This is a genomic window from Thermaerobacter composti, assembly GCF_033582035.1.
In the GTDB taxonomy this organism is placed as follows: domain Bacteria; phylum Bacillota; class Sulfobacillia; order Thermaerobacterales; family Thermaerobacteraceae; genus Thermaerobacter; species Thermaerobacter composti.
On sequence record NZ_CP132508.1, the window covers coordinates 2,813,519 to 2,834,902 of the forward strand.

General features: G+C 74.7%; 18 protein-coding genes. All 18 read right to left on the reverse strand.

The features are described 5' to 3' along the window. Nucleotides 1-24: 24 nt before the first annotated feature. The 18 genes from rodA to clpX all read right to left on the reverse strand — a co-directional run bounded on the left by rodA (nt 25) and on the right by clpX (nt 21,377). On the reverse strand, nt 25-1,167 hold the full coding sequence (gene rodA, locus Q5761_RS11395; protein ID WP_318750661.1) for a rod shape-determining protein RodA: 1,143 nt from the start codon (nt 1,165-1,167) through the stop codon (nt 25-27). Between the two features lie 426 nt (nt 1,168-1,593). Beyond that, nucleotides 1,594-1,953: a cell division topological specificity factor MinE gene (gene minE, locus Q5761_RS11400; RefSeq protein WP_135224468.1), complete on the reverse strand. Its 360-nt coding sequence runs from the start codon at nt 1,951-1,953 to the stop codon at nt 1,594-1,596. A gap of 22 nt (nt 1,954-1,975) precedes the next feature. After that, nucleotides 1,976-2,770, reverse strand: coding sequence for a septum site-determining protein MinD (gene minD, locus Q5761_RS11405; RefSeq protein ID WP_135224469.1), 795 nt, complete (start codon nt 2,768-2,770; stop codon nt 1,976-1,978). Nucleotides 2,771-2,948: 178 nt separating this feature from the next. Beyond that, nucleotides 2,949-3,923 carry a septum site-determining protein MinC gene (gene minC / locus Q5761_RS11410; protein WP_135224470.1) on the reverse strand — a complete coding sequence of 325 codons (975 nt, stop codon included), beginning with the start codon at nt 3,921-3,923 and terminating at the stop codon, nt 2,949-2,951. 320 nt (nt 3,924-4,243) lie between these two features. Then, the gene (mrdA, locus tag Q5761_RS11415; protein WP_318750662.1) at nt 4,244-6,292 is read right to left on the reverse strand and encodes a penicillin-binding protein 2; all 2,049 of its coding nucleotides are present in this window, start codon (nt 6,290-6,292) and stop codon (nt 4,244-4,246) included. Next, entirely contained in the window at nt 6,283-6,819 is a 537-nt protein-coding gene (locus Q5761_RS11420) for a hypothetical protein (protein WP_135224472.1), read from the reverse strand. The genes mrdA and Q5761_RS11420 overlap by 10 nt, the downstream gene beginning before the upstream one ends. Continuing rightward, nucleotides 6,816-7,745, reverse strand: coding sequence for a rod shape-determining protein MreC (gene mreC / locus Q5761_RS11425; protein ID WP_135224473.1), 930 nt, complete (start codon nt 7,743-7,745; stop codon nt 6,816-6,818). The genes Q5761_RS11420 and mreC overlap by 4 nt, the downstream gene beginning before the upstream one ends. 42 nt (nt 7,746-7,787) lie before the next feature. Then, complete coding sequence (locus Q5761_RS11430) at nt 7,788-8,828, reverse strand: rod shape-determining protein (RefSeq protein ID WP_318751652.1); 1,041 nt, start codon at nt 8,826-8,828, stop codon at nt 7,788-7,790. 119 nt (nt 8,829-8,947) lie between these two features. Further along, on the reverse strand, nt 8,948-9,850 hold the full coding sequence (gene radC, locus Q5761_RS11435; RefSeq protein WP_135224474.1) for a RadC family protein: 903 nt from the start codon (nt 9,848-9,850) through the stop codon (nt 8,948-8,950). Further along, nucleotides 9,847-10,494, reverse strand: coding sequence for a Maf family protein (locus Q5761_RS11440; RefSeq protein ID WP_135224475.1), 648 nt, complete (start codon nt 10,492-10,494; stop codon nt 9,847-9,849). Before Q5761_RS11440 ends, radC begins: the two co-directional genes overlap by 4 nt. A gap of 115 nt (nt 10,495-10,609) precedes the next feature. After that, complete coding sequence (locus tag Q5761_RS11445) at nt 10,610-10,864, reverse strand: 2-keto-3-deoxygluconate permease (protein ID WP_135224476.1); 255 nt, start codon at nt 10,862-10,864, stop codon at nt 10,610-10,612. Between the two features lie 305 nt (nt 10,865-11,169). Then, entirely contained in the window at nt 11,170-14,199 is a 3,030-nt protein-coding gene (locus Q5761_RS11450) for a valine--tRNA ligase (RefSeq protein ID WP_256369295.1), read from the reverse strand. 582 nt (nt 14,200-14,781) lie between these two features. Beyond that, nucleotides 14,782-15,636 carry an ABC transporter permease gene (locus Q5761_RS11455; RefSeq protein WP_318750663.1) on the reverse strand — a complete coding sequence of 285 codons (855 nt, stop codon included), beginning with the start codon at nt 15,634-15,636 and terminating at the stop codon, nt 14,782-14,784. Between the two features lie 18 nt (nt 15,637-15,654). Next, nucleotides 15,655-16,110, reverse strand: a complete 456-nt coding sequence (locus Q5761_RS11460; RefSeq protein WP_318750664.1) for a hypothetical protein — start codon at nt 16,108-16,110, stop codon at nt 15,655-15,657. A gap of 51 nt (nt 16,111-16,161) precedes the next feature. Continuing rightward, nucleotides 16,162-17,103, reverse strand: coding sequence for an ABC transporter ATP-binding protein (locus Q5761_RS11465; protein WP_135224478.1), 942 nt, complete (start codon nt 17,101-17,103; stop codon nt 16,162-16,164). A 264-nt stretch (nt 17,104-17,367) separates the two neighbouring features. Next, nucleotides 17,368-17,919 (reverse strand): GNAT family N-acetyltransferase, encoded by a 552-nt coding sequence (locus Q5761_RS11470; protein WP_243123661.1) that lies wholly within the window; start codon nt 17,917-17,919, stop codon nt 17,368-17,370. A gap of 312 nt (nt 17,920-18,231) precedes the next feature. Then, complete coding sequence (lonB, locus tag Q5761_RS11475) at nt 18,232-19,926, reverse strand: ATP-dependent protease LonB (RefSeq protein WP_135224479.1); 1,695 nt, start codon at nt 19,924-19,926, stop codon at nt 18,232-18,234. Between the two features lie 191 nt (nt 19,927-20,117). Further along, nucleotides 20,118-21,377: an ATP-dependent Clp protease ATP-binding subunit ClpX gene (clpX, locus tag Q5761_RS11480; RefSeq protein ID WP_135224480.1), complete on the reverse strand. Its 1,260-nt coding sequence runs from the start codon at nt 21,375-21,377 to the stop codon at nt 20,118-20,120. Nucleotides 21,378-21,384: the final 7 nt, after the last annotated feature.

Here is a 21,384-nt window from a genome sequence, read left to right on the forward strand (position 1 = left end):
GACCACCCCTATGCTGCCGGGGCGTCAGAACAAGATCTTGTGGCGGCGGGCGTAGGCGCTCATCAGCAGGCCCAACCCGATGCAGTTGGTCATCAGGTTGCTGCCGCCGTAGCTGATGAAGGGAAGCGGCAGGCCGGTGATGGGCATCAGGCCGACGGTCATCCCCGCGTTGATGACGAAGTGGGTCGCCATCATGGCGACCACCCCGGCGCCCAGGAGCATGCCGTAGGTGTCGGCCGCCTGGGTGGCGTCGTGGAGGGCGCGCAGCAACAGCGTCAACAACAGGAGGACCAAGGCGGTGGTGCCGACGAAGCCCAGGGTCTCCGCGGCCACCGCGAAGATGAAGTCCGTCTGCGGCTCGGGCAGGAAGCTGGTGGCCGTCTGGGTCGGGCCCGTCAGCCCCTGGCCGAACAGCCGGCCGTTCCCCACGGCGAGGCGCGCCTGCAGCACGTGGTAGCCGGCCCCCAACCCGTTCTGGCCGTCGTTGTACGGGTTGAGGAAGACCACCAGGCGCATCAGCTGGTGGGGCTCCAGCAGCGCGATCCGGTCGGGGAAGCGGAGCTGCGCCCACACCAGCGCCACCGCCGCAGCCAGCCCGCCGACGGCCAGCGCCGCCAGACGGCCGAGGGGGTAGCCGGCCATCAGCAGCATGCCGCCGGTGATGCCCGCGAAGACCAGGACCGTCCCCAGGTCGGGTTGCTTGAGCACCAGCAGCGCCGGCGGCGCCACCATCGCCGCGACGGGCACCAGGTCCAGCCACGTCCACGGCCGGTCCTCCCGCCGGGCCAGCCAGTCCGCCAGCACCAGGATCAGGATCGGCTTGACGAACTCCGCGGGCTGGATGCTGACCGGCCCGGCCTGGATCCAGCACCGGCAGCCGTTGATCTCCGGCGCCACCACCAGCATGGCCGCGAGCCCCGCCACCGCGGCGCCGTAGAGGTACCACTGGATGCGCGGCAGGACGCGGTAGTCGACCCACAGGGTGAGGGCCAGCATCAGGACCAGCCCGACCGCGGCGAAGATCGCCTGCTTCTCCACCAGGTCCATCATCCCGCGGGCCCGCACGGCGACGGCGATCAGCACGAGCCCGCAGGCCATGAGCACCATGACCAGGGCGATCAACGGCAGGTCCAGGGTCTTCAATAGGCGGCGATCCAGCACGCCCACGGGCCTTCCCTCCTCGCCCTCGTCGCCCGGGCCCATCGCCCTGGCCCCGGGCTTCGGTGCCCGACCCCGCGCCGGGCGCCCCGAGTCCCCGCCGGGCCCCTCGCGGCCGGCCCGGACCCTCCTCCGGGACGGACCGCCGACCGGCACCTGGCGGACCGGCGTACCCGCCGCGGGGAACGAGGAGACGGCCCACCCCCGCGCGCAGCCGCCCGACGGCCGACGACTCCGGCCGGGCGCTCCCACGGCGACCCCTCGTCACAGGACGCGGGCCCGCGTGCTCCCGTCGACCACCTGGAGGACGTCCGCCCGCCCCCTGCCGCCGACCCCCGCAGGATGCCGGGCCCGCTCCCTCGCCTCGGCCGCCGCGAGGGCGGCCGCCCGCGCCCTCCCGCCGGCCCCGCGCGCCGCGGGCGTCCGCCCGCCCCCTCACGCCTGCCCCTCGCCGGAGGCCGTCGGCCGCCGCACCGCCCGGACCGGGATGCTGGCCACCAGGGCCACCGCCGCGGCCTGGCGGTGCAGGCCGACCTCCATCCCCGCCCGGTCCACCTCCAGGTAGCGCGACACGGTGCGGAGCAGCTCCTCCTTCAGGGCCTCCATCAGCTCGGGCTCCATGTCCACCCGGTCGTGGGCCAGCATGCGCTTCAGCCGTTCCCGGGCGATGTCCTTGCTGGCGGCCCGGCCGCCGCCCCATCCAGGGACCGCAGGCCGATCCGCCGCCCCGCGGTGTTCCGCGCCGGGCAGGCCCGATCCCCCGCGCCCCAGGACGCGCGCTAGCAGCTGGCGCATGGCCCATCCCTCCCCCGCCGGTTCACGCGCCGCCCAGCAGCCGCCGCAGGCGGCCGAACAGGCCGTGGTCTTCCTTGAAGTCGGGGAAGGGGACCTGCTCGCCCAGCAGGCGGCGCCCGATGTCGCGGTAGGCGCGGCCGGCGCGGCTGCGGTCGTGGGCCGCCACCGGTTCGCCGCGGTTGGTCGCGTCGACCACCTGTTCGTCCTCGGGCACCACGCCGATCAGCTCGACGGCCAGCACGTCCAGGACGTCGTCGACGCCCATCTGCCGCCCCTGCTGGACCATCTCCGGTCGCAGCCGGTTGACGATGAGCCGGGGCGCGGGCATGCCCTCCGCCTCCAGCAGGCCGATGACGCGGTCCGCGTCCCGCACCGACGAGACGTCGGGCGTGCAGACCACAAGGGCCTCCTGGGCGCCGGCGACGGCGTTGCGGAAGCCCTGCTCGATGCCGGCCGGGCTGTCGACCAGCACGAAGTCGAACTCCTGGGCCAGCTCCTCGCAGAGCGCCTTGAACTGGTCGGGGCGAACGGCCGTCTTGTCCTTGGTCTGGGCCGCCGGCAGCAGGAAGAGCCCCTCGAACCGCTTGTCCTTGATCAGCGCCTGGCGCAACCGGCAGTAGCCCTCGACCACGTCGACCAGGTCGTAGACGATGCGGTTCTCGAGGCCCATCACCACGTCCAGGTTGCGCAGGCCGATGTCGGCGTCCACCAGCACGACGCGCTTGCCCATCAACGCCAGCGCGGTGCCCAGGTTGGCGGTGGTGGTGGTCTTGCCGACACCGCCCTTGCCCGACGTCACCACCAGCGTCGTGCCCATGGGTCCCCTCCTCTGCCCTCGCCGGTTCGTCCGCGTCGGGGGCCCGGATGGCCAGCCGCCGCAGCGGGATCCCGGGCGTCCCCACGGACCCTGCGACCCCCGCCACCGCGCCGCCCCGCGCCGGCCGGGGTCGGTGCGCGCCGTCCCAGCACGGCCGCCGTCGGCCCGACGGCGGGGGCTACCCCGCGGTTCGCCGCGCCGCCGTCCGCTGCCAGAACCAGCGGGCGGGGTCGAAGGGCTCGATCACCACCCGCCCGTCCCGCACGTAGGCGATCTCCGGCCCGGCCGCCGGCGCGACGGACGGCCGTCCGCCGGTCCCCGGCGGCTCCTCGTCGGGGGCCCGGCCGATCCAGCGGGCGATGCGCAGCTGGATGGGCTCCATGGCCAGCGACGCCACCACCGCGCCGGCCTCGCCCCGGAATCCGGCATGGACGATGCCCCTCAGCCGGCCGAACACCACCACGTCGCCGGCCGCCAGGACCTCGGCCCCGGGGTTGACGTCGCCCAGGATCACCACGTCCCCGTCGTAGACCAGGCGGTGGCCGGAGCGCAGGGTTCGGCGCACCACCACCCCCGGCCGGGGCCGACCGGCATCGGCGGACGAACCGGCTCCCCTGCCCGCGCCGACGGCCGGCGCCTCCGCCGCCGGGCCGGCCGCGGCGGGCGGGGCCGCCGTCTCCCGGCGGTTCCGCCGCCGGGACCGCCGCCGGCCCGGCTCCGGGGCCGGGCCGGCGGCCTGCGCAGCGCCCCCAGGGGTTGGCGCCCCCGGCTCCGGCGGTCCCTCCCGGGCCCCGTCCCGGTGCGCCCCGGGGTCGGGTGCGGCCCACCACGCCGGACGCCGATCGCCGTCCAGGGGCAGGGGCGACCGCGCGTCCACGGCCCGCGCGTCCACCCGTGCGTCCACGTGTTCCGTGATCACGTGCAGCAGCCGCGCCCCGCCGAACCGGCTGACCAGGGCCTCGATGGCCATCACCTGGTCGGCGGTGAGCTGGAGGCGGCCCGTGTCCAGCACCAGCGCCCGGCCCTCCCGCAAGGCGGGGTCGGCCGCCAGCATGCGCTCCAGCGCAGCGCACAGGCTGGGGAAGTCGAGGTCGCCGGGCAGGGTGACGACCACCTCGTCCCCCGTCCGCGTCACCTGCGGCGCTCCCTTCACCGCCGCCCCCCCCTTCCTAACCGGCGCTGACCCGCTCCTTCGCCCCGGGGGGGACAAGTCCTGCCGCGAAGGGTGTCGGACGGCGGCGCCCGCCGGCGCAAACTCCGCCCCGCATCGCCAAGGCGCCCGCCACGCACCGACACGCGCGGGACCCCGGCGGCCTGCGGCGGGTGGCCCCCGACCGGTCGCGTCGCCGTCCCGGCGGGTGGCCCCGGCCATGCGCCCCCGTCGCCGTCCCGCTGGATGGACCCCGGCGGATGGCCCCCGGTCGGCCGACCTCGCCGCCGTCCCGGGGACGTCCGCCCCCGACGGGCGGCGGGTCAGTCGGCCGGCACGCTGGTGGCGCGCTGGGCGGCATCCTCGTGGCCCTGCTCCGCCGCCTCCCGGGGGTCGTCCGGCAGGCCGTAGCGGCCGGCGAAGTAGGCGTCCAGGATCGCCCGGGCCACCGGTCCCGCCGCCAGGGCGCCGCCGCCGCCCGCGTGGATCACCACCGCCACCGCGATCTCCGGCTCCTCCCCCTCGCCGGCCGGGGCGAAGGCGATGAACCACCCGTGGTTCTCGTATTCCGGCTCGTTGGCACCGACCTCGGCCGTTCCCGTCTTCCCCGCGACGACGTAGGGCGCGTCGCGGAAGACGCCGTAGGCCGTCCCGGACCACCCGCCGTTGGCCCGCGTCACGGTGACCATGGCCTCCCGCACCCGTTCCAGGTACGCCGTGGGGAGGTCGACGGTGCCCAGCGGATCCGGCTGCGCCTTCCACAGGACGCGACCGGTGCGGCCGTCGCGGATCTCCTGCACCAGGTAGGGACGGTAGCGGGTGCCGCCGTTGGCCAGGGTGGCGGTGTAGACGGCCATCTGCAGCGGCGTGAAGGCGTGCAGCCCCTGGCCGATGGCCGCGTTGAGCGTGTCGCCCCCGTACCACCGGCGCTCCTCGGGGCGGCCGCGGGCGTTGACCTTGGCCTTCAACTCGGGGGTCGCCAGCGACCCCGTGACCTCGTCCGCCAGGTCGCGCAGCCCCGTGGGCTGCCCCAGGCCGAACTGGGTCGCCACCTGGACGATGGCGTCGATGCCGGCGTTGAGCCCCGCCTGGTAGAAGTACACGTTGCACGAGCGCCCGATGGCCTCGTCGAAGTCCACGTGGCCGTGGGACCGCCAGTCGCCGAATTCGTTCCCCGCGAAGACGAACGAACCGGTGCAGGAGACGGAACGCGGCAGTCCTCCGCGCAGCATGGCCGCCAGCGCCGTGATGGGCTTGAAGGTGGACCCCGGCGGCAACGCCGCCTGGATGGCCAGGTTCATGGCGGGACCCAGCACCGGCTTCCCGCGGTACGTGGCGTCCCAGTTGACCACCGCGCCGACCCTGCGCGCCACCTGGGGGTACCGCGGGTCGCTGGGCTCCATGAACGCCTGCCTCGCGAAGTCGTTGGGGTCGAAGGCGGGGTAGGAGGCCATGGCCAGGATCGCGCCGGTGCGCACGTCGATGGCCACGGCCGCGCCATTGCGGGCGGGGCAGGGACAGGGGTCGGACCGCAGCCGGCGGAGCTCCTGGATGCGCTGGGCCAGGGCCTCCTCCGCGACCCGCTGCAGCCGCGCGTCCAGCGTCAGGACCACGGTGTTGCCGGGCCGGGGCGGCACGGCATACCGCTCCGCCTCGGCCCCCAGCAGCAGGTACTGGCTGACGTCGGCCAGCGGCCGGCCGCGGGCGTCCACCTCCACCAGGCGCTGGCCGTCGACGCCCGCCAGCCCGCGGACCACCCCCCCGCTCGGCAACCGGACCTCCTGGTCGTAGGTCCCCTCGATGCCGGAAACGCCTCGCAGCTGCCAGGGCCGCTGCCCCTCGCGCACGTAGCCCAGGACCTGGGCGGCCAGCGTCCCACCGGGGTAGTGTCGCAGGGGCTGCGCCTCGACGATCACCCCCGGTAGCCGCTCGCGGTTCTCGGCCAGGGCGGTGATCTCCGCCGGCGTCAGCTCAGCCTTCAGCCGCACGGGGATCTCCGGCACGGGCTTGAGGCGCAGCTGGGCCTCGGCGTCTTCGATCGCCTCCACCGGGATGTCGAGGATGCCGCTCAGCAGTCGCCGCGCCTCGGGGTCCAGCCCCTGGCGGGTGTACACCAGGTACGCCGAATAGGCGGGCAGGCTGGTGGCCAGCACCTGGCCGCGCCGGTCCAGGATCTGACCCCGCGGCGCGGGCACGTAGACCTTGCGCAGCCGTTGGCCGGCGGCGTACTCGCTGAGCTCGTCGCCCATGACCACCTGCAAGACGTAGAGGCGGCCGAGCAGCAGCACCGTCCAGGCCAGCAGGAGCCCCATCAGCACGTTGCGCCGGCGCAGGCGGCGCCGTTGGGCCAGTTCCTCCGGGTTCATGGCCATCCTCCCCGCCAGCCGCCCAGGGTCTCGAAAGCCCGCGCCTCCCGTTCCCGGCGCTGCAGCCAGAGGACGAACCGGAACACCAGGGGCGCCACCACGGCAGCCGCGATCAGCTCAGGCACCAGGGTGCGGGACCAGGCCCAGAGATCGACAGCGGTGACCGGCATGCCCGTCGCCCCCGCCACCAGGAGTCCGCGCACCGTCTCCGCGAGCCAGGTGGCCGTCACCCCCAGCGCCGGGGACAGGCCCGGCACGTCGCGGTAGAGGCTCTCCCCCGCCTTGCCGCCCACCCACCCGGCCAGGGCGTGCAACAGGGACCAGGAGCCGACCAGCCTCCCCGTCCACAGATCCAGCGCCAGGCCGGCCATGCCCCCCACGGCCAAGCCCTGCCGCGGCCCGTAGACGAGGCCCGCGGCCACCCCCAGCAGCAGCGGCAGGTGCAGCCGCGGCAGCCCCAGGGACGGAACCCCGGTCGCCTCCAGCCACAGCGCCACCAGGGCGAGCAAGGCCCACCGCGCCGGACGCCTCATGGCGCCGCCCCTCCGCGGGCCACCTCGGGCAGCCGCCCCGTCCGCGCCAGCGCTCCCCGGCCGGTGGGGCCGGGCCCCGACGCCGTGCCGCCCTCCGGCACGGCCTCCTCCGGTCGCAGGGGATGGAGCAGCAGCACCGCCGCCAGGCGGTTCAGGGGCGCGCTGGGCCGCACGGTCGCCTGGACGCCCAGGCCGGTGGGGTCGCGGCCCACCGACGTGACGGTGCCGATGGGCAACCCCGGGGGGAAGACCGGCCCCAGCCCCGAGGTGACCACGTCGTCGCCCACCCGGACGTCGGCGTCGGGGGCGAACAGCGTCATCAGCAGCTCCGGGGCGTCGCCGCCGCGGCCGTAGACCACGCCCGCCTCGCCGCTGCGGCCGACCAGGGCGCCGACGCCGCTCTCCGGATCGGTGATCAGCAGCACCCGTGCGGTGTGCGGCGTGACCGCCGTCACCCGCCCCACCACCCCACCGGGCACCACCGCCACCATGCCGGGCTGGACGCCATCGGCCGCGCCCTGGTCCAGGGTGACCTCCTGGTACCACCGATCCGGGGTGCGCCCGATCACCCGGGCGGCCAGGGCGGCGTCGGGTCGCGCCTGCTTGAGTCCGAGGAGCTCCTCCAGCTGCCGGTTCTCCCGCTCCAGCTGCCGCATCTGGGCCTCGACGCCATGCAGCCGCTGCAGCTCTGCCTGCAGCCGCTGGTTCTCCGCCTCCAGGCGCCCCAGCACCGCCAGGGTCCGCGCCATCTCTCCGGCGCCCCGCGCGATGCGCGAGGTCACGCCGCCCAGGGGCGCCATCACCTCCTGCAGCGCCCCCTCCAGGAAGGTCGGCCGCGGCCGCAGGGTGCGGGTGGCGGCCATCACGCCGGCCGCAAGGGCCAGCACCAGGGCCAGGGCCAGCAACCTGCGGAGCCACGGCACCATGGCGCTCTCCGCCCCTCTCTCCCGTCGCCGGCGGTGCCGGCATCAGGCCAGGCGGCGCGAGGTGGCCAGGCTCCGCTGGACGTTGTCGATCACATCCAGGTACTTGCCCGCCCCGAGAGCCACCGACAACAGCGGGTCTTCGGCGATGTGCACGGGCATGCCCGTCTCCTCGGCCACCCGGCGATCCAGCCCCCGGAGCAGGGAGCCGCCGCCGGTCATCACGATGCCCCGGTCCATGATGTCGGAGGCCAGCTCCGGCGGCGTCCGCTCCAGCGTCACCTTGATGGCGTCGACGATGGCCGCCACCGTCTCCGACAGCGCCTCGCGGATCTCCGCCGCCGTCACCTCGATGGTCTTGGGCAGGCCCGTGACCAGGTCGCGACCGCGGATCTCCACCGAGCCCTCGTCGTCCATGGGGTAGGCCGACCCGATGGCGATCTTGACCTCCTCCGCGGTGCGCTCGCCGATCAGCAGGTTGTAGTTGCGCTTGACGTAGTTGACGATGGCCTCGTCCATCTCGTCGCCGCCGATGCGGATCGACCGGTGGGTGACGATGCCGCCCAGGGAGATGATGGCCACCTCGGTGGTGCCGCCGCCGATGTCCACGATCATGTTCCCCGTCGGTTCGTGGACCGGCAGGCCCGCCCCGATGGCCGCGGCCATGGGCTCCTCGATGGGGTATGCCTTGCGGGCGCCGGCCTGTTCCGTGGCGTCGACCACCGCCCGCTTCTCCACCTCGGTGACCCCGGAGGGCAGGCAGATGACCACCCGCGGCCGTAGCAGCGGGCGACCGCGCAGGGCCTTGGCGATGAAGTGGCGCAGCATCGCCTGGGTGATCTCGAAGTCGGCGATGACGCCGTCCTTCATCGGTCGCACGGCGATGATGTTGCCGGGCGTGCGCCCGATCATGCGCTTGGCCTCTTCCCCGACGGCCAGCACCTGCTTGGTCTCCGCCTGGACGGCCACCACCGACGGCTCGTGGATCACGATGCCCCGGCCCCGCACGTAGACCAGCGTGTTGGCCGTCCCCAGGTCGATCCCCATGTCCCGCGAGAAGTAGCGGTATACCGACTCCAGCACCACCAACGCCCCCTGACCGTGCTGCCTCGTGGTCCGCGTTGCCGCGCCCGCGGCGGAGCGGCCGCCGGCGGCCGTGCCGCCGGTCCCCGACCGTTCCGGTGCACGGCCCCCGCCGCCCCGCCTCAGGTCTCCCCCACCAGGCCTGCCTCGCGCAGGCTGGCGTATCGCCGGTTGCCGATGATCACGTGGTCGAGCACGTCGATCCCGACGATGCGCCCGGCTTCCACCAGGCGACGGGTCACCTGGACGTCCTCCGGGCTCGGCGTCGGGTCGCCGCTGGGGTGGTTGTGCACCAGGATCAGCGCGGCCGCTCCGCGCCGGATGGCGGCGCGGAACACCTCCCGCGGGTGCACCATGGACCCGTTGAGCGTACCGATCGAGATCAAGTCCACACCTAGTACATAATGTTTGGTGTTCAAGAGGACCACGTATAAATGTTCCCTGTCCAGGTCCTTCATGCCGGCCATCAGCAACCGGCTCACGTCTTCCGGGCACCGCACGCGGGGTCGCGCCGGTGGCGCCGCGGCCAGCCGCCGGCCCAGCTCCACGGCCGCCGCGATGCGGGCGGCGCGGGCCGGGCCGATGCCGGGGATCTGGCAGAGCTCCTCCGCTCGCACCGCGGCCAGCCACTGGAGGGCGTCCAACTCCCCCACCGGCCGAGCTCCGCCGCCGGCACCTCGCACCTCGACGGCCCTCCCGCCGCCTGCCACCCGGTGGGCGCGGCGGCGGGGCGCGACCCCACGCGCCGCCCGCCCCCCGTCGCCCGGCGGGACGGCGGGCTCGCCCACCCGCCCATCCCAGCCGCCGACGCCGTAGGCCAGGACCCGGCGGGCCAGGTCGAGGGCGGACTCGCCGCTGCCCGTGCCCGAACCGATCAGGATGGCCAAGAGGTCGGCGGTGCTCAGAGCCGGTGCCCCGCCGGCCAGCAACCGCTCCCGCGGACGATCCGACGGGGGCAGGTCCTTGATGCGCGGCCGCCGGAGCCGGTGGGCAGCGGGGGCTCGTCCCCCGGGCGACCGCCTCATCGGCTGCCGCCTCCCCGCAGCGTCGCCGCACCGCGGACCGCCAGGACGCGAACGCCGAATTGGGCCAAGAGATCGGCCAGCAAGGGGAGGGGCAAGCCAACGACGTTAAAGTAACACCCGTCGATGCGGGCAACAAGGGTCGCCCCGAGCCCCTGGATCGCGTAGGCGCCGGCCTTGTCCATCGGCTCCCCCGTCGCCACGTAGGCCTCGATCTCCTCCTGGGCCAAGGGGCGAATCCAGACCCGGGTCAGACGACTGCCCGTCGCCTCCCGCCCCGTGGCGGCGTCGACGACGGCGACGCCCGACGCCACGCGGTGCTCGCGCCCGGCCAGCGTCGACAGCATCGCCACCGCGTCGGAGCGGTCCCGTGGCTTGCCCAGCAGGCGCCCGTCCACCTCCACCACGGTGTCGGCGCCGATGACCAGGGCGCCGGGGTGGCGCCGGGCCACGTCCCGCGCCTTGCTCACCGCCTGGCGCATCGCCCAGGCGGCGGGATCCAGCGCCCCGGGCAGGGCCTCCGGCAGGGGCTCCTCCTGGTGCGACGGGTCCTGGGTGAAGGGCAGCCCCAGCATCTGCATGAGCTGGACCCGCCGCGGCGAAGCGGAGGCCAGGACCAGCGGTCGGCTGGGCCCGATCCCGCTCACCGGCCCCACCCCCCCACGGACGCAGCCGGGACCGAACTCCGGACGAACCGGCCCTGCGCCGACGGCCGCCGGTGCATGCCGACCCCCTCGCGACCGGCGGCCCGACCGGCGGCGCTCAACGCCGTCGCCCCAACCAGAGCAGGGCAGCCACGATCCCCAACAGGCCGCCAGCGGTGACGTCCAGGTGCAGGCCGAGGGTGACCGCCCCCAGATGGGGGACGCGCAGCGTCGCGGGGCCGAAGGCGGGCCCTAGCCCTTGGCTCAGCCAGGGCAGCCCGAGACCGGCCGCATGGTCGGCCACCAGGTTGCCCAACCCGTTGCCGATCAGCACGGCGGCCACCGCGCGCCACCCGCCACCCCGCCGTCGCATGCCGATCCGTCTCCCTTCCCGTCGCCCTCAGGCCGGTCCCTTTCTTCGGTACGCCCACGCTGTCGCCTCCCGGTTGTCGAAAAGTGATGATGGCCACCATTATCTTGCGATATTCCAGGGTTTTCCACAAGCCTGGGGGTGCCGCCTTCCCACCCGTCGACGGGCCCGGGGCGGGCGGCTGGGCCCGTGCGCCGCGCGACCCCAGGGCGACCCCGGGACGGCCCCGCACGCGATGCGGCGGCGGAGGCCGGTGGCCTCCGCCGCCGCATCGCCGCCTGGAGCGCACCCTCGGCCCGGACCCGCTGCTAGCCCAGCTCCGCCAGCCGCTGGCCCAGGAGCTCCAGCCGCGCGGCCAGCTCCCGCTCCCGCTGGCGTTCCTGCTCCACCACCTCGGCCGGGGCGTGGCGGAGGAAACCCTCGTTGCTGAGCTTCGCGCGCACCCGCGCCAGCCCGGCCTCCACCTGCTCCCGCTCCCGGCGCAGGCGCCGGCGCTCCGCCTCCAGGTCGATCAGCCCCGCCAGGGGCATGTAGGCCACCACCCCCGGCCCCACGTAGGCGGCCGCCTGGGCCGGTCGCGGACCGCGGCCCGTGTGGATCTCCAGGCGGTCGACGCCGGCCAGCCGCCGGATCGCCTCGGCCTGCTCGGCGAAGGCCTCCGCCTGGGCCGGTTCGTCCGCATAGATCAGGACGTGGGCCTTGCGGCCGGGCGGCACGCGGAACTCGGCCCGGATGCTGCGCAGGCCGTGGATGGCGTCGATCACCCGCTGGAAGCGGGCGATCACCGCCTCCTCCTCGCCGTCTGCCGCCCTCCCCCGCGGGCGCGGCCACGGCGCCAGCGCCAGGGTCGCCGGGGCGCCCTGGGGTCGCGGCAGCCGCTGCCAGATGGCCTCGCTGATGAAGGGCATGAAGGGGTGGAGCAGGCGCAGGGTCTGCTCCAGCACCTGCCACAGGGTGTACTGGGCGGCGTACCGGCTCGCGGCCGGCGCGCCCGCCGCGGAACCCGTGGCAAATCCCGCGGGCACCCCGGCCCGGTCCGCTGCGGCTGCTGGCGGGACCGCGGCCGCGGCGCCACCGGTCGCTGCCGCGGCACCGGCTGCTGGTGCCGCGGGCTGCTCCGTCCCCGGCGCCGCCCTGTGACCGCCGCCCGCCGTGTCCGCCAGGCGCGGCTTGACCAGCTCGATGTACCAGTCGCAGAACTCGTCCCAGATGAAGTCGTACAGCGCCCGGGCCGCCTCCCCGAGCTCGAAGGCCTCCAGCAGCCGCTGCACCTCCGCCGTCACCGCGTCGAGGCGCGCCAGGATCCAGCGGTCGGCGGCGTTGTCCCGCGCCGGCTCGCCCTGCGCCGGATCGAAGTCCGCGAGGTTCATCAGGACGAACCGGGCGGCGTTCCAGAGCTTGTTGGCGAAGTTGCGGCTGGCCTCGACCCGCTCCCACGCGAAGCGGGCGTCGTTGCCGGGCGCCAGCCCCGTCACCAGGGTGAAGCGCAGGGCGTCGGCGCCGTACCTGTCGATCACCTCCAGCGGGTCGACCACGTTGCCCCGGGACTTCGACATCTTCTGCCCCTTGGCGTCGCGCACCAGGCCGTGGAGCAGCACCGTGCGGAAGGGCACGTCGCCCATGAACTCCAGGCCCATGACCATCATCCGCGCCACCCAGAAGAACAGGATGTCGTACCCGGTGACCAGCACCGAGGTGGGGTAGAACCGGCGCAGGTCCGGGCTGTCCTCGTCGGGCCAGCCCAGGGTGGAGAAGGGCCACAGGGCGGAGCTGAACCAGGTGTCCAGCACGTCCTCGTCCTGGTGCAGCTCGGCGCCGCCGCAGCGCGGGCACCGTTCCGGGTCCTCCCGCGCCACCACCGTCTCCCCGCACCGCTGGCAGTACCAGGCGGGGATGCGGTGGCCCCACCAGATCTGGCGGGAGATGCACCAGTCGCGGACGTTCTCGAGCCAGTGGAGGTACACCCGGGTGAACCGCTCGGGCACGATGCGGGTGCGGCCCGTGCGCACCGCCTCCATGGCCGGCTCGGCCAGCGGCTTCATGCGGATGAACCACTGCCGCGACACCAGCGGCTCGATGACGGTCCCGCAGCGGTAGCACACGCCCACGCTGTGGTGGTGGGGCTCCACCTTCACCAGGTAGCCGCCTTGCTCCAGATCCGCCACCACCCGGCGACGCGCCTCCTGGCGATCCAGGCCCGCGTAGCGCGACCCGGCGGCCTCGGTCATGCGCCCGTCGAAGCCGATGACCTGCACCCGTTCCAGGCCGTGGCGACGCCCCATCGCGAAGTCGTCGGGGTCGTGGGCCGGCGTCACCTTCACGGCGCCGGTGCCGAACTCGGGGTCCACCGATTCGTCGGCGATGATGGGGATCTCCCGCCCCACCAGGGGCAGCCGCACGCGCCGGCCCACCAGGTGGCGGTAGCGGTCGTCGTCGGGGTGGACGGCGACGGCCGTGTCGCCCAGCATGGTCTCCGGACGGGTCGTAGCCACCTGGATGGCGCCGTCGCCGTCCACCAGCGGGTAGCGCAGGTGGTAGAGCCGGCCCTCCCGCTCCTCGTGCTCCACCTCGATGTCCGCCAGCGCCGTGTGGCACACGGGGCACCAGTTGACGATGTAGTCCCCGCGGTAGATCAGGCCCTTCTCGTAGAGCCGCACGAAGACCTCGCGCACGGCGCGGCTGCAGCCCTCGTCCATGGTGAAGCGCAGGCGGTCCCAGTCCACCGAGGCGCCCAGGCGGCGGAGCTGGCCGAGGATGTTGGCCTCGTACTGGTTCTTCCACGCCCAGACGCGCTCCAGGAACCGCTCCCGGCCCAGGTCCTGGCGCCGCAGGCCCTCTTCCTTGGCCAGGCGCACCTCGACCACGTGCTGGGTGGCGATGCCGGCGTGGTCGGTGCCCGGCACCCAGAGGGTGACGTCCCCCTGCATGCGGTGCCAGCGGGCCAGGATGTCCTGGAGGGTATTGTTGAGGGCGTGGCCGATGTGGAGGTTGCCCGTCACGTTGGGCGGCGGGATCACCATGGAGAAGACGGGACCCGGCGCATCCCGGTCGGCGTGGAAGGCCCGGTGATCCAGCCAGAGGCGATACATCGCCTCCTCGAAGTCCTGGGGACGATACCGGGGCGGCAGCACGGCCGTGGCCTGCGGGGTGGCAGCGGACGCCCCGCCGGCCGCCGCGGCCTTTCTCGCCCCGCCCGCCGCCCCCTCGGCCGGCCGGCTGGCGACCGTCTCCGCCGTGGCCGCCGCCTCGGACCCGGCCCGGGACTCCCCACCGGTCCCGGCGCTCCCGCCGGTCCCGCCGCTGGCCGCCTCCGGCCCTCGGTCGGCACGAGTCCGCATGGATCCCGCTCCTTTCCGGCCCAAGTCAAAGGGCCCCTCGCCACAAGGGGCGAGAGGCCCTCCTCTCGCGGTACCACCCTTCTTCCGCCTCGCCAGCCGCCCGCCTCCCGGTGGACCCGGTGCGGGGCGACGGACGCCGGCGAGGCGCTCGCTGGCGCGCTCACGGGCGCCACCCGCCCGGCCTACCCCCGCCCGCCCGAGACGGCCGCCGTCGTCGGACCGCCCAGGCGGACGGGATCGACGCGGGAGCTCCGGGGCGACTTCGGGGCCCGCCGCTGCGGAGGGCGCCTCCCAGCCCCCGGGCGCCCCTCTCTGGCCGGGGCGCGGCCCCTACTCCTCCCCGTCATCGCCGGTCCGTCGACGGATGGCGACCGCCGGCCCCGCGGCGCGGCGACGAACCGCAGCGCCGGGCGACGACGCCCCATCCCGTCGACGACATGACGTTGACTGTAGTGTAGGGGGAGCGCAGCGGGCCCTGTCAAGGTCCGCGCCCGCCGCAGGGCAGCGTCCACAGCACCTCCACGTCCCCGCCCGGGTGCCCGGGACACGGCCTGCCAAGCGCTCTGTCACAGGATCGCCGCGTCACCGGTCGACGGAGACCGCGCGCCGTCGCGCGAGGCCGAGCAACTCCAGCCAGCCGGTGCGCTGCATGCGCAGGGCGGTCCGGGCGTAGACGCGACCGGCCAAGAGGAGCAGCAGGACCGCCACCGCCACCGTCCACGCCGTGGCGCCGGCCACCTCCCACCACGCCGCCCGCCCCTGGACCAGTCGGACCAGCAGGGCCATGGGCGCTGCGGGCGGGATCCAGGCGGCCCAGCGGACCACGGCGCCGTCGGGGCTGCCCAGGCCGCTGACCCCAGCGAAGAACGCCACCGTCAGGAGCAGGGTCACCGGCATCTGCAGCTGCCCCGCGTCCTCGGTGCGGCCGGACATGGCGCCCACCACGGCGTACAGCGCCCCGTAGATCAGGAAGGCGAGGGGGAAGGCGGCCAGCAAGGCGATCCACGCCTCCGGCGGCACCACCAGCAGCCCGCCCGTCCCGCCGTCCGCGCCACCGCCCCAGCGCTGGGCGCCGGGCCAGGCGGCGACGGCCAGCCCCGCCAGCGCCCAGCCCAGCACCTGGACCAGCCCTGCCAGCCCGACGCCGGCCAGCTTGCCGAAGATCAGCGTCGAGGGCGACACGGCGGCCAGGAGCACCTCGATCACGCGGTTGGCCTTCTCCATGACGATCCCGTTCATCAGCACCGCGCCGTACCCCGCCACCTGGACGTAGAGGAGGAACAGCAACCCGTAGCTGGTGAAGAACCGGACCACCGGGTTGCCGTCCGCCCGCGGACCCCCGTCGAGCACCTCGACCCGCAGCGCCGGCTCCGCCGTCAGCGCCCGCCACTGGTCGGGGGACAGGCCCAGCTGCGCGCTGCGCCAGGCCCCGACCACCGGGGTCAGGGCCTGCTGCTACAGCGGCGCCAGCGCGTCGTCCGCGGTGGCGGTCGTTAGGACGAAGGCCGCCTCCCCCGCGGGCCCCTCCCCCGGCCGCACCGCGAGCACCGCGTCCACGTGGCCGTCGCGCAAGAGCTGGCGCACCCGCTCGGGGGTGGCGGGTCCCGGTTCGCGACGAACCCGGAAGCCCAGCTCCTCGGGACCCGCGGTGGCCACGGCGGCCGCCAAGGCCTCGTAGGTGGCGCCCCCCGGGTCGACCACCGCCACGTCGCGGACCCCCTTGCGGTCGAAGAAGGCGAGGATCGCCGGCGCGAAGCTCATCAGGGCGATCAGCGCCACGCCCGCCAGGGCGGCGACCAGGAACGCGCCGCTGCGCACGATGGCGCGGAACTCGTGGGCCGCCACGACGGCGGTCCGTGGCGCCCGCCGGGGACGCCGCACCCCCGGGACCGGCGCCCGCTCACGCGACACCGGCCTCGCCCTCCCCGTCCGGCGGGGCCGACGCGCCGGGGCGCCGGCCCGTCAGCCGGATGTAGATCGCCTCCAGGTCCGGTTCTTCCCACTCGAACCGCACCACCGGGACGTGCTGGAGGATGGCGGCCAGCAGCCGCCAGCACAGGTCGGCCAGCGCGGGATCCTGCCAGGGGGCCGGCCCCGCCGCCCCCGCTCCCCGCGCCCCCGCTCCGTCGCGCAGGTCGAAGGCCAGGACCTCGCTCTCCACCGGCCGGGGCGACAGCGGCAACCGCGCCAGGGCGTCGGCCGGCAGCGGCCGCGCCAGCCGGACGCGGATCCGCGGCTCGCGGAAGGGGGCGACCACCTCCTCCAGGGTCCCGTGCAGGACCCCCGGCCGTCGTGGACCAGCGTGATCCCGTCGCACAGCTCCCGCACGTGGTCGAGGCGATGGCTGGAGAACAGGATCGTCCGGCCGTCGCCGCGCAGCTCCTGCAGCACCTCCTTCAGCGTGGCGGCGTTGCCCGGGTCCAGGCCGGAGAAGGGCTCGTCCAGCAGCAGGATCGCCGGCTCGTGCACCACCGCCGCGGCGAACTGGACCTTCTGCTGATTGCCCTTCGAGAGCTGCTCCAGCCGCCGCCGGGCCGCGTCCGCCATGCCCAGCCGGCGCAGCCACCGGTCGGCGCCGGCGGCGGCTTGCCGAGCGGACAACCCCTGCAGGCGGCCGAGGTACGCCAGCTGTTCCCGCACCGGCAGCTTCGGATAGAGCCCGCGCTCCTCGGGCAGGTAGCCCCACAGGCTCCGGGGCCACCGGGCGACGGGGCGTCCCTGCCACGTCACCTCCCCCGCATCCGGCGGCACCATGCCCAGCAGGATGCGCATCGTCGTGGTCTTCCCCGACCCGTTGGGCCCCAGGAGCCCCCACGTCGCCCCCTCCGGCACGCGGAAGGTGACGCCGCGCAGGGCCTCGACGGCGCCGAAGCGCTTGCGCAGGTCGCGGACCCCGAGCGTCATGTCCCCACTCCTCTCCCACGCCTGGCGCACCGCCAGGGGCGGGACGACCGCCGCGGCCGCCCCGGGACGTGGCCGGGCGGTTCCGCCCGCGCTGGATGCGACGGTCCCTCGCGCGGCCCGATGCCACGGCGCGGCGCCGCATCGTCCTCGCCAGGGACCATACGGGCCGTGGGGGCCGCGATCCTGTAGAGGGGGGTTTACGAGATGCTTACAAGACCGTTGACGACGGGTCCGCTCCCGCCGGCCCGCGGACCGCGCCGTCCCTCATCCGTGGACCGCCCGTCGCTCCCTCGCCGCCGGCGGCAGCAGGCGCACCATCAGGTACATGTCCACCACGCCTTCCGCCCGGCGGCGTCCGGCCCGCAACCGCGCCCGACGGTGGAAGCCGGCCGCCCGATAGCAACGGAGGGCGGCCACGTTGCGCACGTCGACGCGCAGGAAGAGCTGCCGCAAGCCGAGATCGGCGGCGTAGCGGGCGGCCGCCTCCAGGGCGTCGCGCCCCAGCCCCTGGCCGCGATGGGCGCGGTCGCCGATGCGGATGCGCACCTCCGCCTCCCGGCGCACCCAGTTGATCTCCACCAGCTCCACGTCGCCGATCAGGCGGCCCGCCGCGGTGCGGATGGCCAGCGCCGCCCGCCGGGGATCGGCCTGCACCGCCCGCCACCAGGCCAGCGCCTCCGCCGTGTCGCGGAAGCGCCGTCCGGCGAAGCGGGTCACCTCGGGGTCCGCTTCCCAGCCCACCAGCCACGGCAGATCGGAGGGGGCCAGCGGGGTGAGGGCGACCCGCCGCCCCCGGATCGGCATGCCGCTCGCCACGACCCGGTTCCCCTCGTTCCCAAGGGCCGCGGCGGCGGGGGAGCCCCCTCGCCGCCGCATCTCGCGGCGGCCTGGGTTCGGGACCGGGGGGCGACCTTCCTGCCGGACGGGCACAAGCAGTTTGCGGAAGGACCGTCAGGGGACGCCGGCCCGGGACGGACCGGCCCGGCGACGGGGACGAACCGGCCCGGGCGGCGCGCCCGGGCCAGGGAACGCCGACGGCGCCGGCGCCAGGGTCGGCCGGGCGCGCCCGGAGCGGGCGGCGCGACGCAGCCACGGCCCGCCGCGACGCCGCGGGCGGCGCGGCCGCCCTCAGGTCGTGAGGCCCCGCGCCGCCGCCGTCAGCACCGCGGCCGGCAGCTCCTCCCGGCCACCGTGCCGGGCCGGTTCGTCCTGGACCAGGGCGGCCCGGAGCACCTCTTCGACGGTGCTCACCGGCACGATCTCGAGGCCGCAGCGGTCCAGGGACTCCTGCCAGTTCTCCCGGGGCAGGATCACCCGTCGCGCCCCCGCCTGCCGCGCGGCGGCCACCTTGGCCTGGATGCCGCCCACGGCCCGCACCAGCCCGCGGGCCGTGACCTCGCCGGTGATGGCCACCTGGTTGTCCACGGGCAGGCCGGTCAGGGCGGAGTAGAGGGCGGCGGCCAGGCAGGCGCCGGCCGAGGGCCCGTCCAGCGGGATGCCGCCGGGGAAGTTGACGTGCAGGTCGTAGTCGGCGGGGTGGACCGGCAAGAGCCGCCGCAGCGCCGTCAGCACGTTGTCCACCGAGCCGCGGGCCGTGCTCTTGCGCCGCTTCAAGGGGCGGCCCCCGCCGCCGAACTCCTCCTCGTCGATGACGCCCGTCAGGGTGATGCGGCCCTGACCCGGGGCGGCCGCCGGGGAGGCCACCGCCTCGATCTCGATCAGCGTGCCCAGGTTGGGCCCGTACACCGCCAGGCCGTGGGCCACGCCCACCTGCGGCCGGTCCGCGATGCGCCGCTCCGGCCGCGGCACATACTGACCGGTGTTGACCACCCACTCCACGTCGGCCGCGGTCACCCGGCGCCGCCCCTCGGTGTCCGCCAGCCCCGCGGCGATCTGGACGATGTTCACCGCCTCGCGGCCGTTGCGGGCGTAGCGCTCGATGACCCGCACGGCGCCCTCGTCCATCGGCATGTCGAGGCGCGCCGCCGCCCGCCGGGCGATGAGCCCCACCTCCTCCGGCGTCAGCGGCCGGAAGAAGATCTCCACGCAGCGGGAGCGGATGGCCGGCGGGATCTCGTCGGGCATCCGGGTGGTGGCGCCCACCAGCCGGAAGTCGGCCGGCAGCCCGTTCTCGAAGACGTCCTTGATGTGGGGCGGCAGGTTGGGGTCGTCGGGGTTGTAGTAGGCGCTCTCCAGGATCACCTTGCGGTCCTCGAGCACCTTGAGCAGCTTGTTCATCTGGACCGGGTGCAGCTCGCCGATCTCGTCGATGAACAGGATGCCGCCGTGGGCCCGCGTGACCGCCCCGGGCTTGGGTTGCGGGATGCCCGCCACCCCCAGCGGCCCGGCCCCCTGGTAGATGGGGTCGTGGACCGAGCCGATCAGCGGGTCGGCGATGCCGCGCTCGTCGAAGCGCGCCGTGGTGGCGTCGATCTCCACGAAGGCCGCATCGGGCCGGAAGGGCGAGCGCGGGTTGCGCTTGGCCTCCTCCAGCACCAGGCGGGCCGCGGCCGTCTTGCCCACGCCCGGCGGGCCGTAGATCAGCACGTGTTGCGGGTTCGGGCCGCAGAGGGCGGCACGCAGGGCGCGGAGGCCCTCCTCCTGGCCGACGATGTCCTCGAAGCGCTGGGGACGCGTTCGCTCGGCGAGCGGCTCGGTCAGGGCGATGGAGCGCAGGGACGCCAGGCGATCCTGCTCCTTGCGGGATTCTTTGCGCACCGCCACCTTGCTGCCCTGCTGCGCCTTGAGCAGGTTCCAGAAGTAGAGGCCGATCACCACCGCGAAGAGGAACTGGACGAAGGTGAAGATGCTCCCGTAGTCCATGGCCGGCGGGCTCCCCTCGCGCTTGCCGCGCGCTTGCTGGGTGGGACGCGGGTCCCGCGGGGGCCTGCGGCCCCGGCCCTCGGGCCCGCGCCCCGGGTACCGCCCCTAGTATCTGCCCGGCCCGCCGGCTTCACCCCGCGCCGTCCGCTGCCCGGCCCTCGCCCGCCGGGCCCGGCTCGGGCCCCGGGGGATCAGGCGGTCTCCTCCTGCTTCTTCAGCCGCTCGCGGGTGACGATGATCGGCTCCCGCCGCTGGCGCACGGTCTCCTCGGTGATCACCACCCGGGCCACGTCGTCGCGGCTGGGCAGCTCGTACATCAGGTCCAGCATCAGCTCCTCGACGATGGCGCGCAGGCCGCGGGCGCCGGTGTTGCGCTTGAGCGCCTCCTGGGCGATGGCCCGCAGCGCCGCCGGCTCGAACTCCAGCTCCACGTTGTCCAGCGCCAGCAGCTTCTGGTACTGCTTGACCAGCGCGTTCTTGGGCTCGGTGAGGATGCGCACCAGGGCGTCCTCGTCCAGGGCGTCCAGCGTCGCGATCACCGGCAGGCGCCCGATGAACTCCGGGATCAGGCCGAACTTCAGCAGGTCTTCGGGCATGATGTGGCGCAGGATGTCGCCCACGTTGGTCTCCCGCTTGCTGCGCACCTCGGCGCCGAAGCCCATGACCCGGCGGCCGATGCGGCTGGCGATGATCTTGTCCAGCCCCTCGAAGGCGCCGCCGCAGATGAAGAGGATGTTGGTGGTGTCGATCTGGATGAACTCCTGGTGGGGGTGCTTGCGCCCGCCCTGGGGCGGCACGCTGGCCACCGCGCCCTCCAGGATCTTGAGCAGGGCCTGCTGCACGCCCTCCCCCGAGACGTCGCGGGTGATGGAGGGGTTCTCCGCCTTGCGGGCGATCTTGTCGATCTCGTCGATGTAGACGATGCCGCGCTCCGCCCGCTCGATGTCGTAGTCGGCGGCCTGGATGAGCTTCAGCAGGATGTTCTCCACGTCCTCGCCCACGTAGCCCGCCTCCGTGAGCGAGGTGGCGTCGGCGATGGCGAAGGGCACGTTCAGCAGCTTCGCCAGGGTCTGGGCCAGCAGGGTCTTGCCCGAGCCCGTCGGCCCGATCATCAGGATGTTGCTCTTCTGGAGCTCGACGTCGTCGATGCGCCCGCCCAGGTGGATGCGCTTGTAGTGGTTGTAGACGGCCACCGCCAGGATCTTCTTCGCCCGCTCCTGGCCGATGACGTACTGGTCCAGGAAGGCCTTGATCTCCGCCGGCTTGGGCAGGTCCTTGAGCTCGACGTCGGCCTCCTCGCTGAGCTCCTCCTCGATGATGTCGTTGCAGAGCTCGATGCACTCGTCGCAGATGTAGACCCCCGGCCCCGCCACCAGGCGCTTGACCTGGTCCTGGTACTTGCCGCAGAACGAGCACTTCAGCTGGCCCTTCTCGTCGGTGAACTTGAACATGACGACC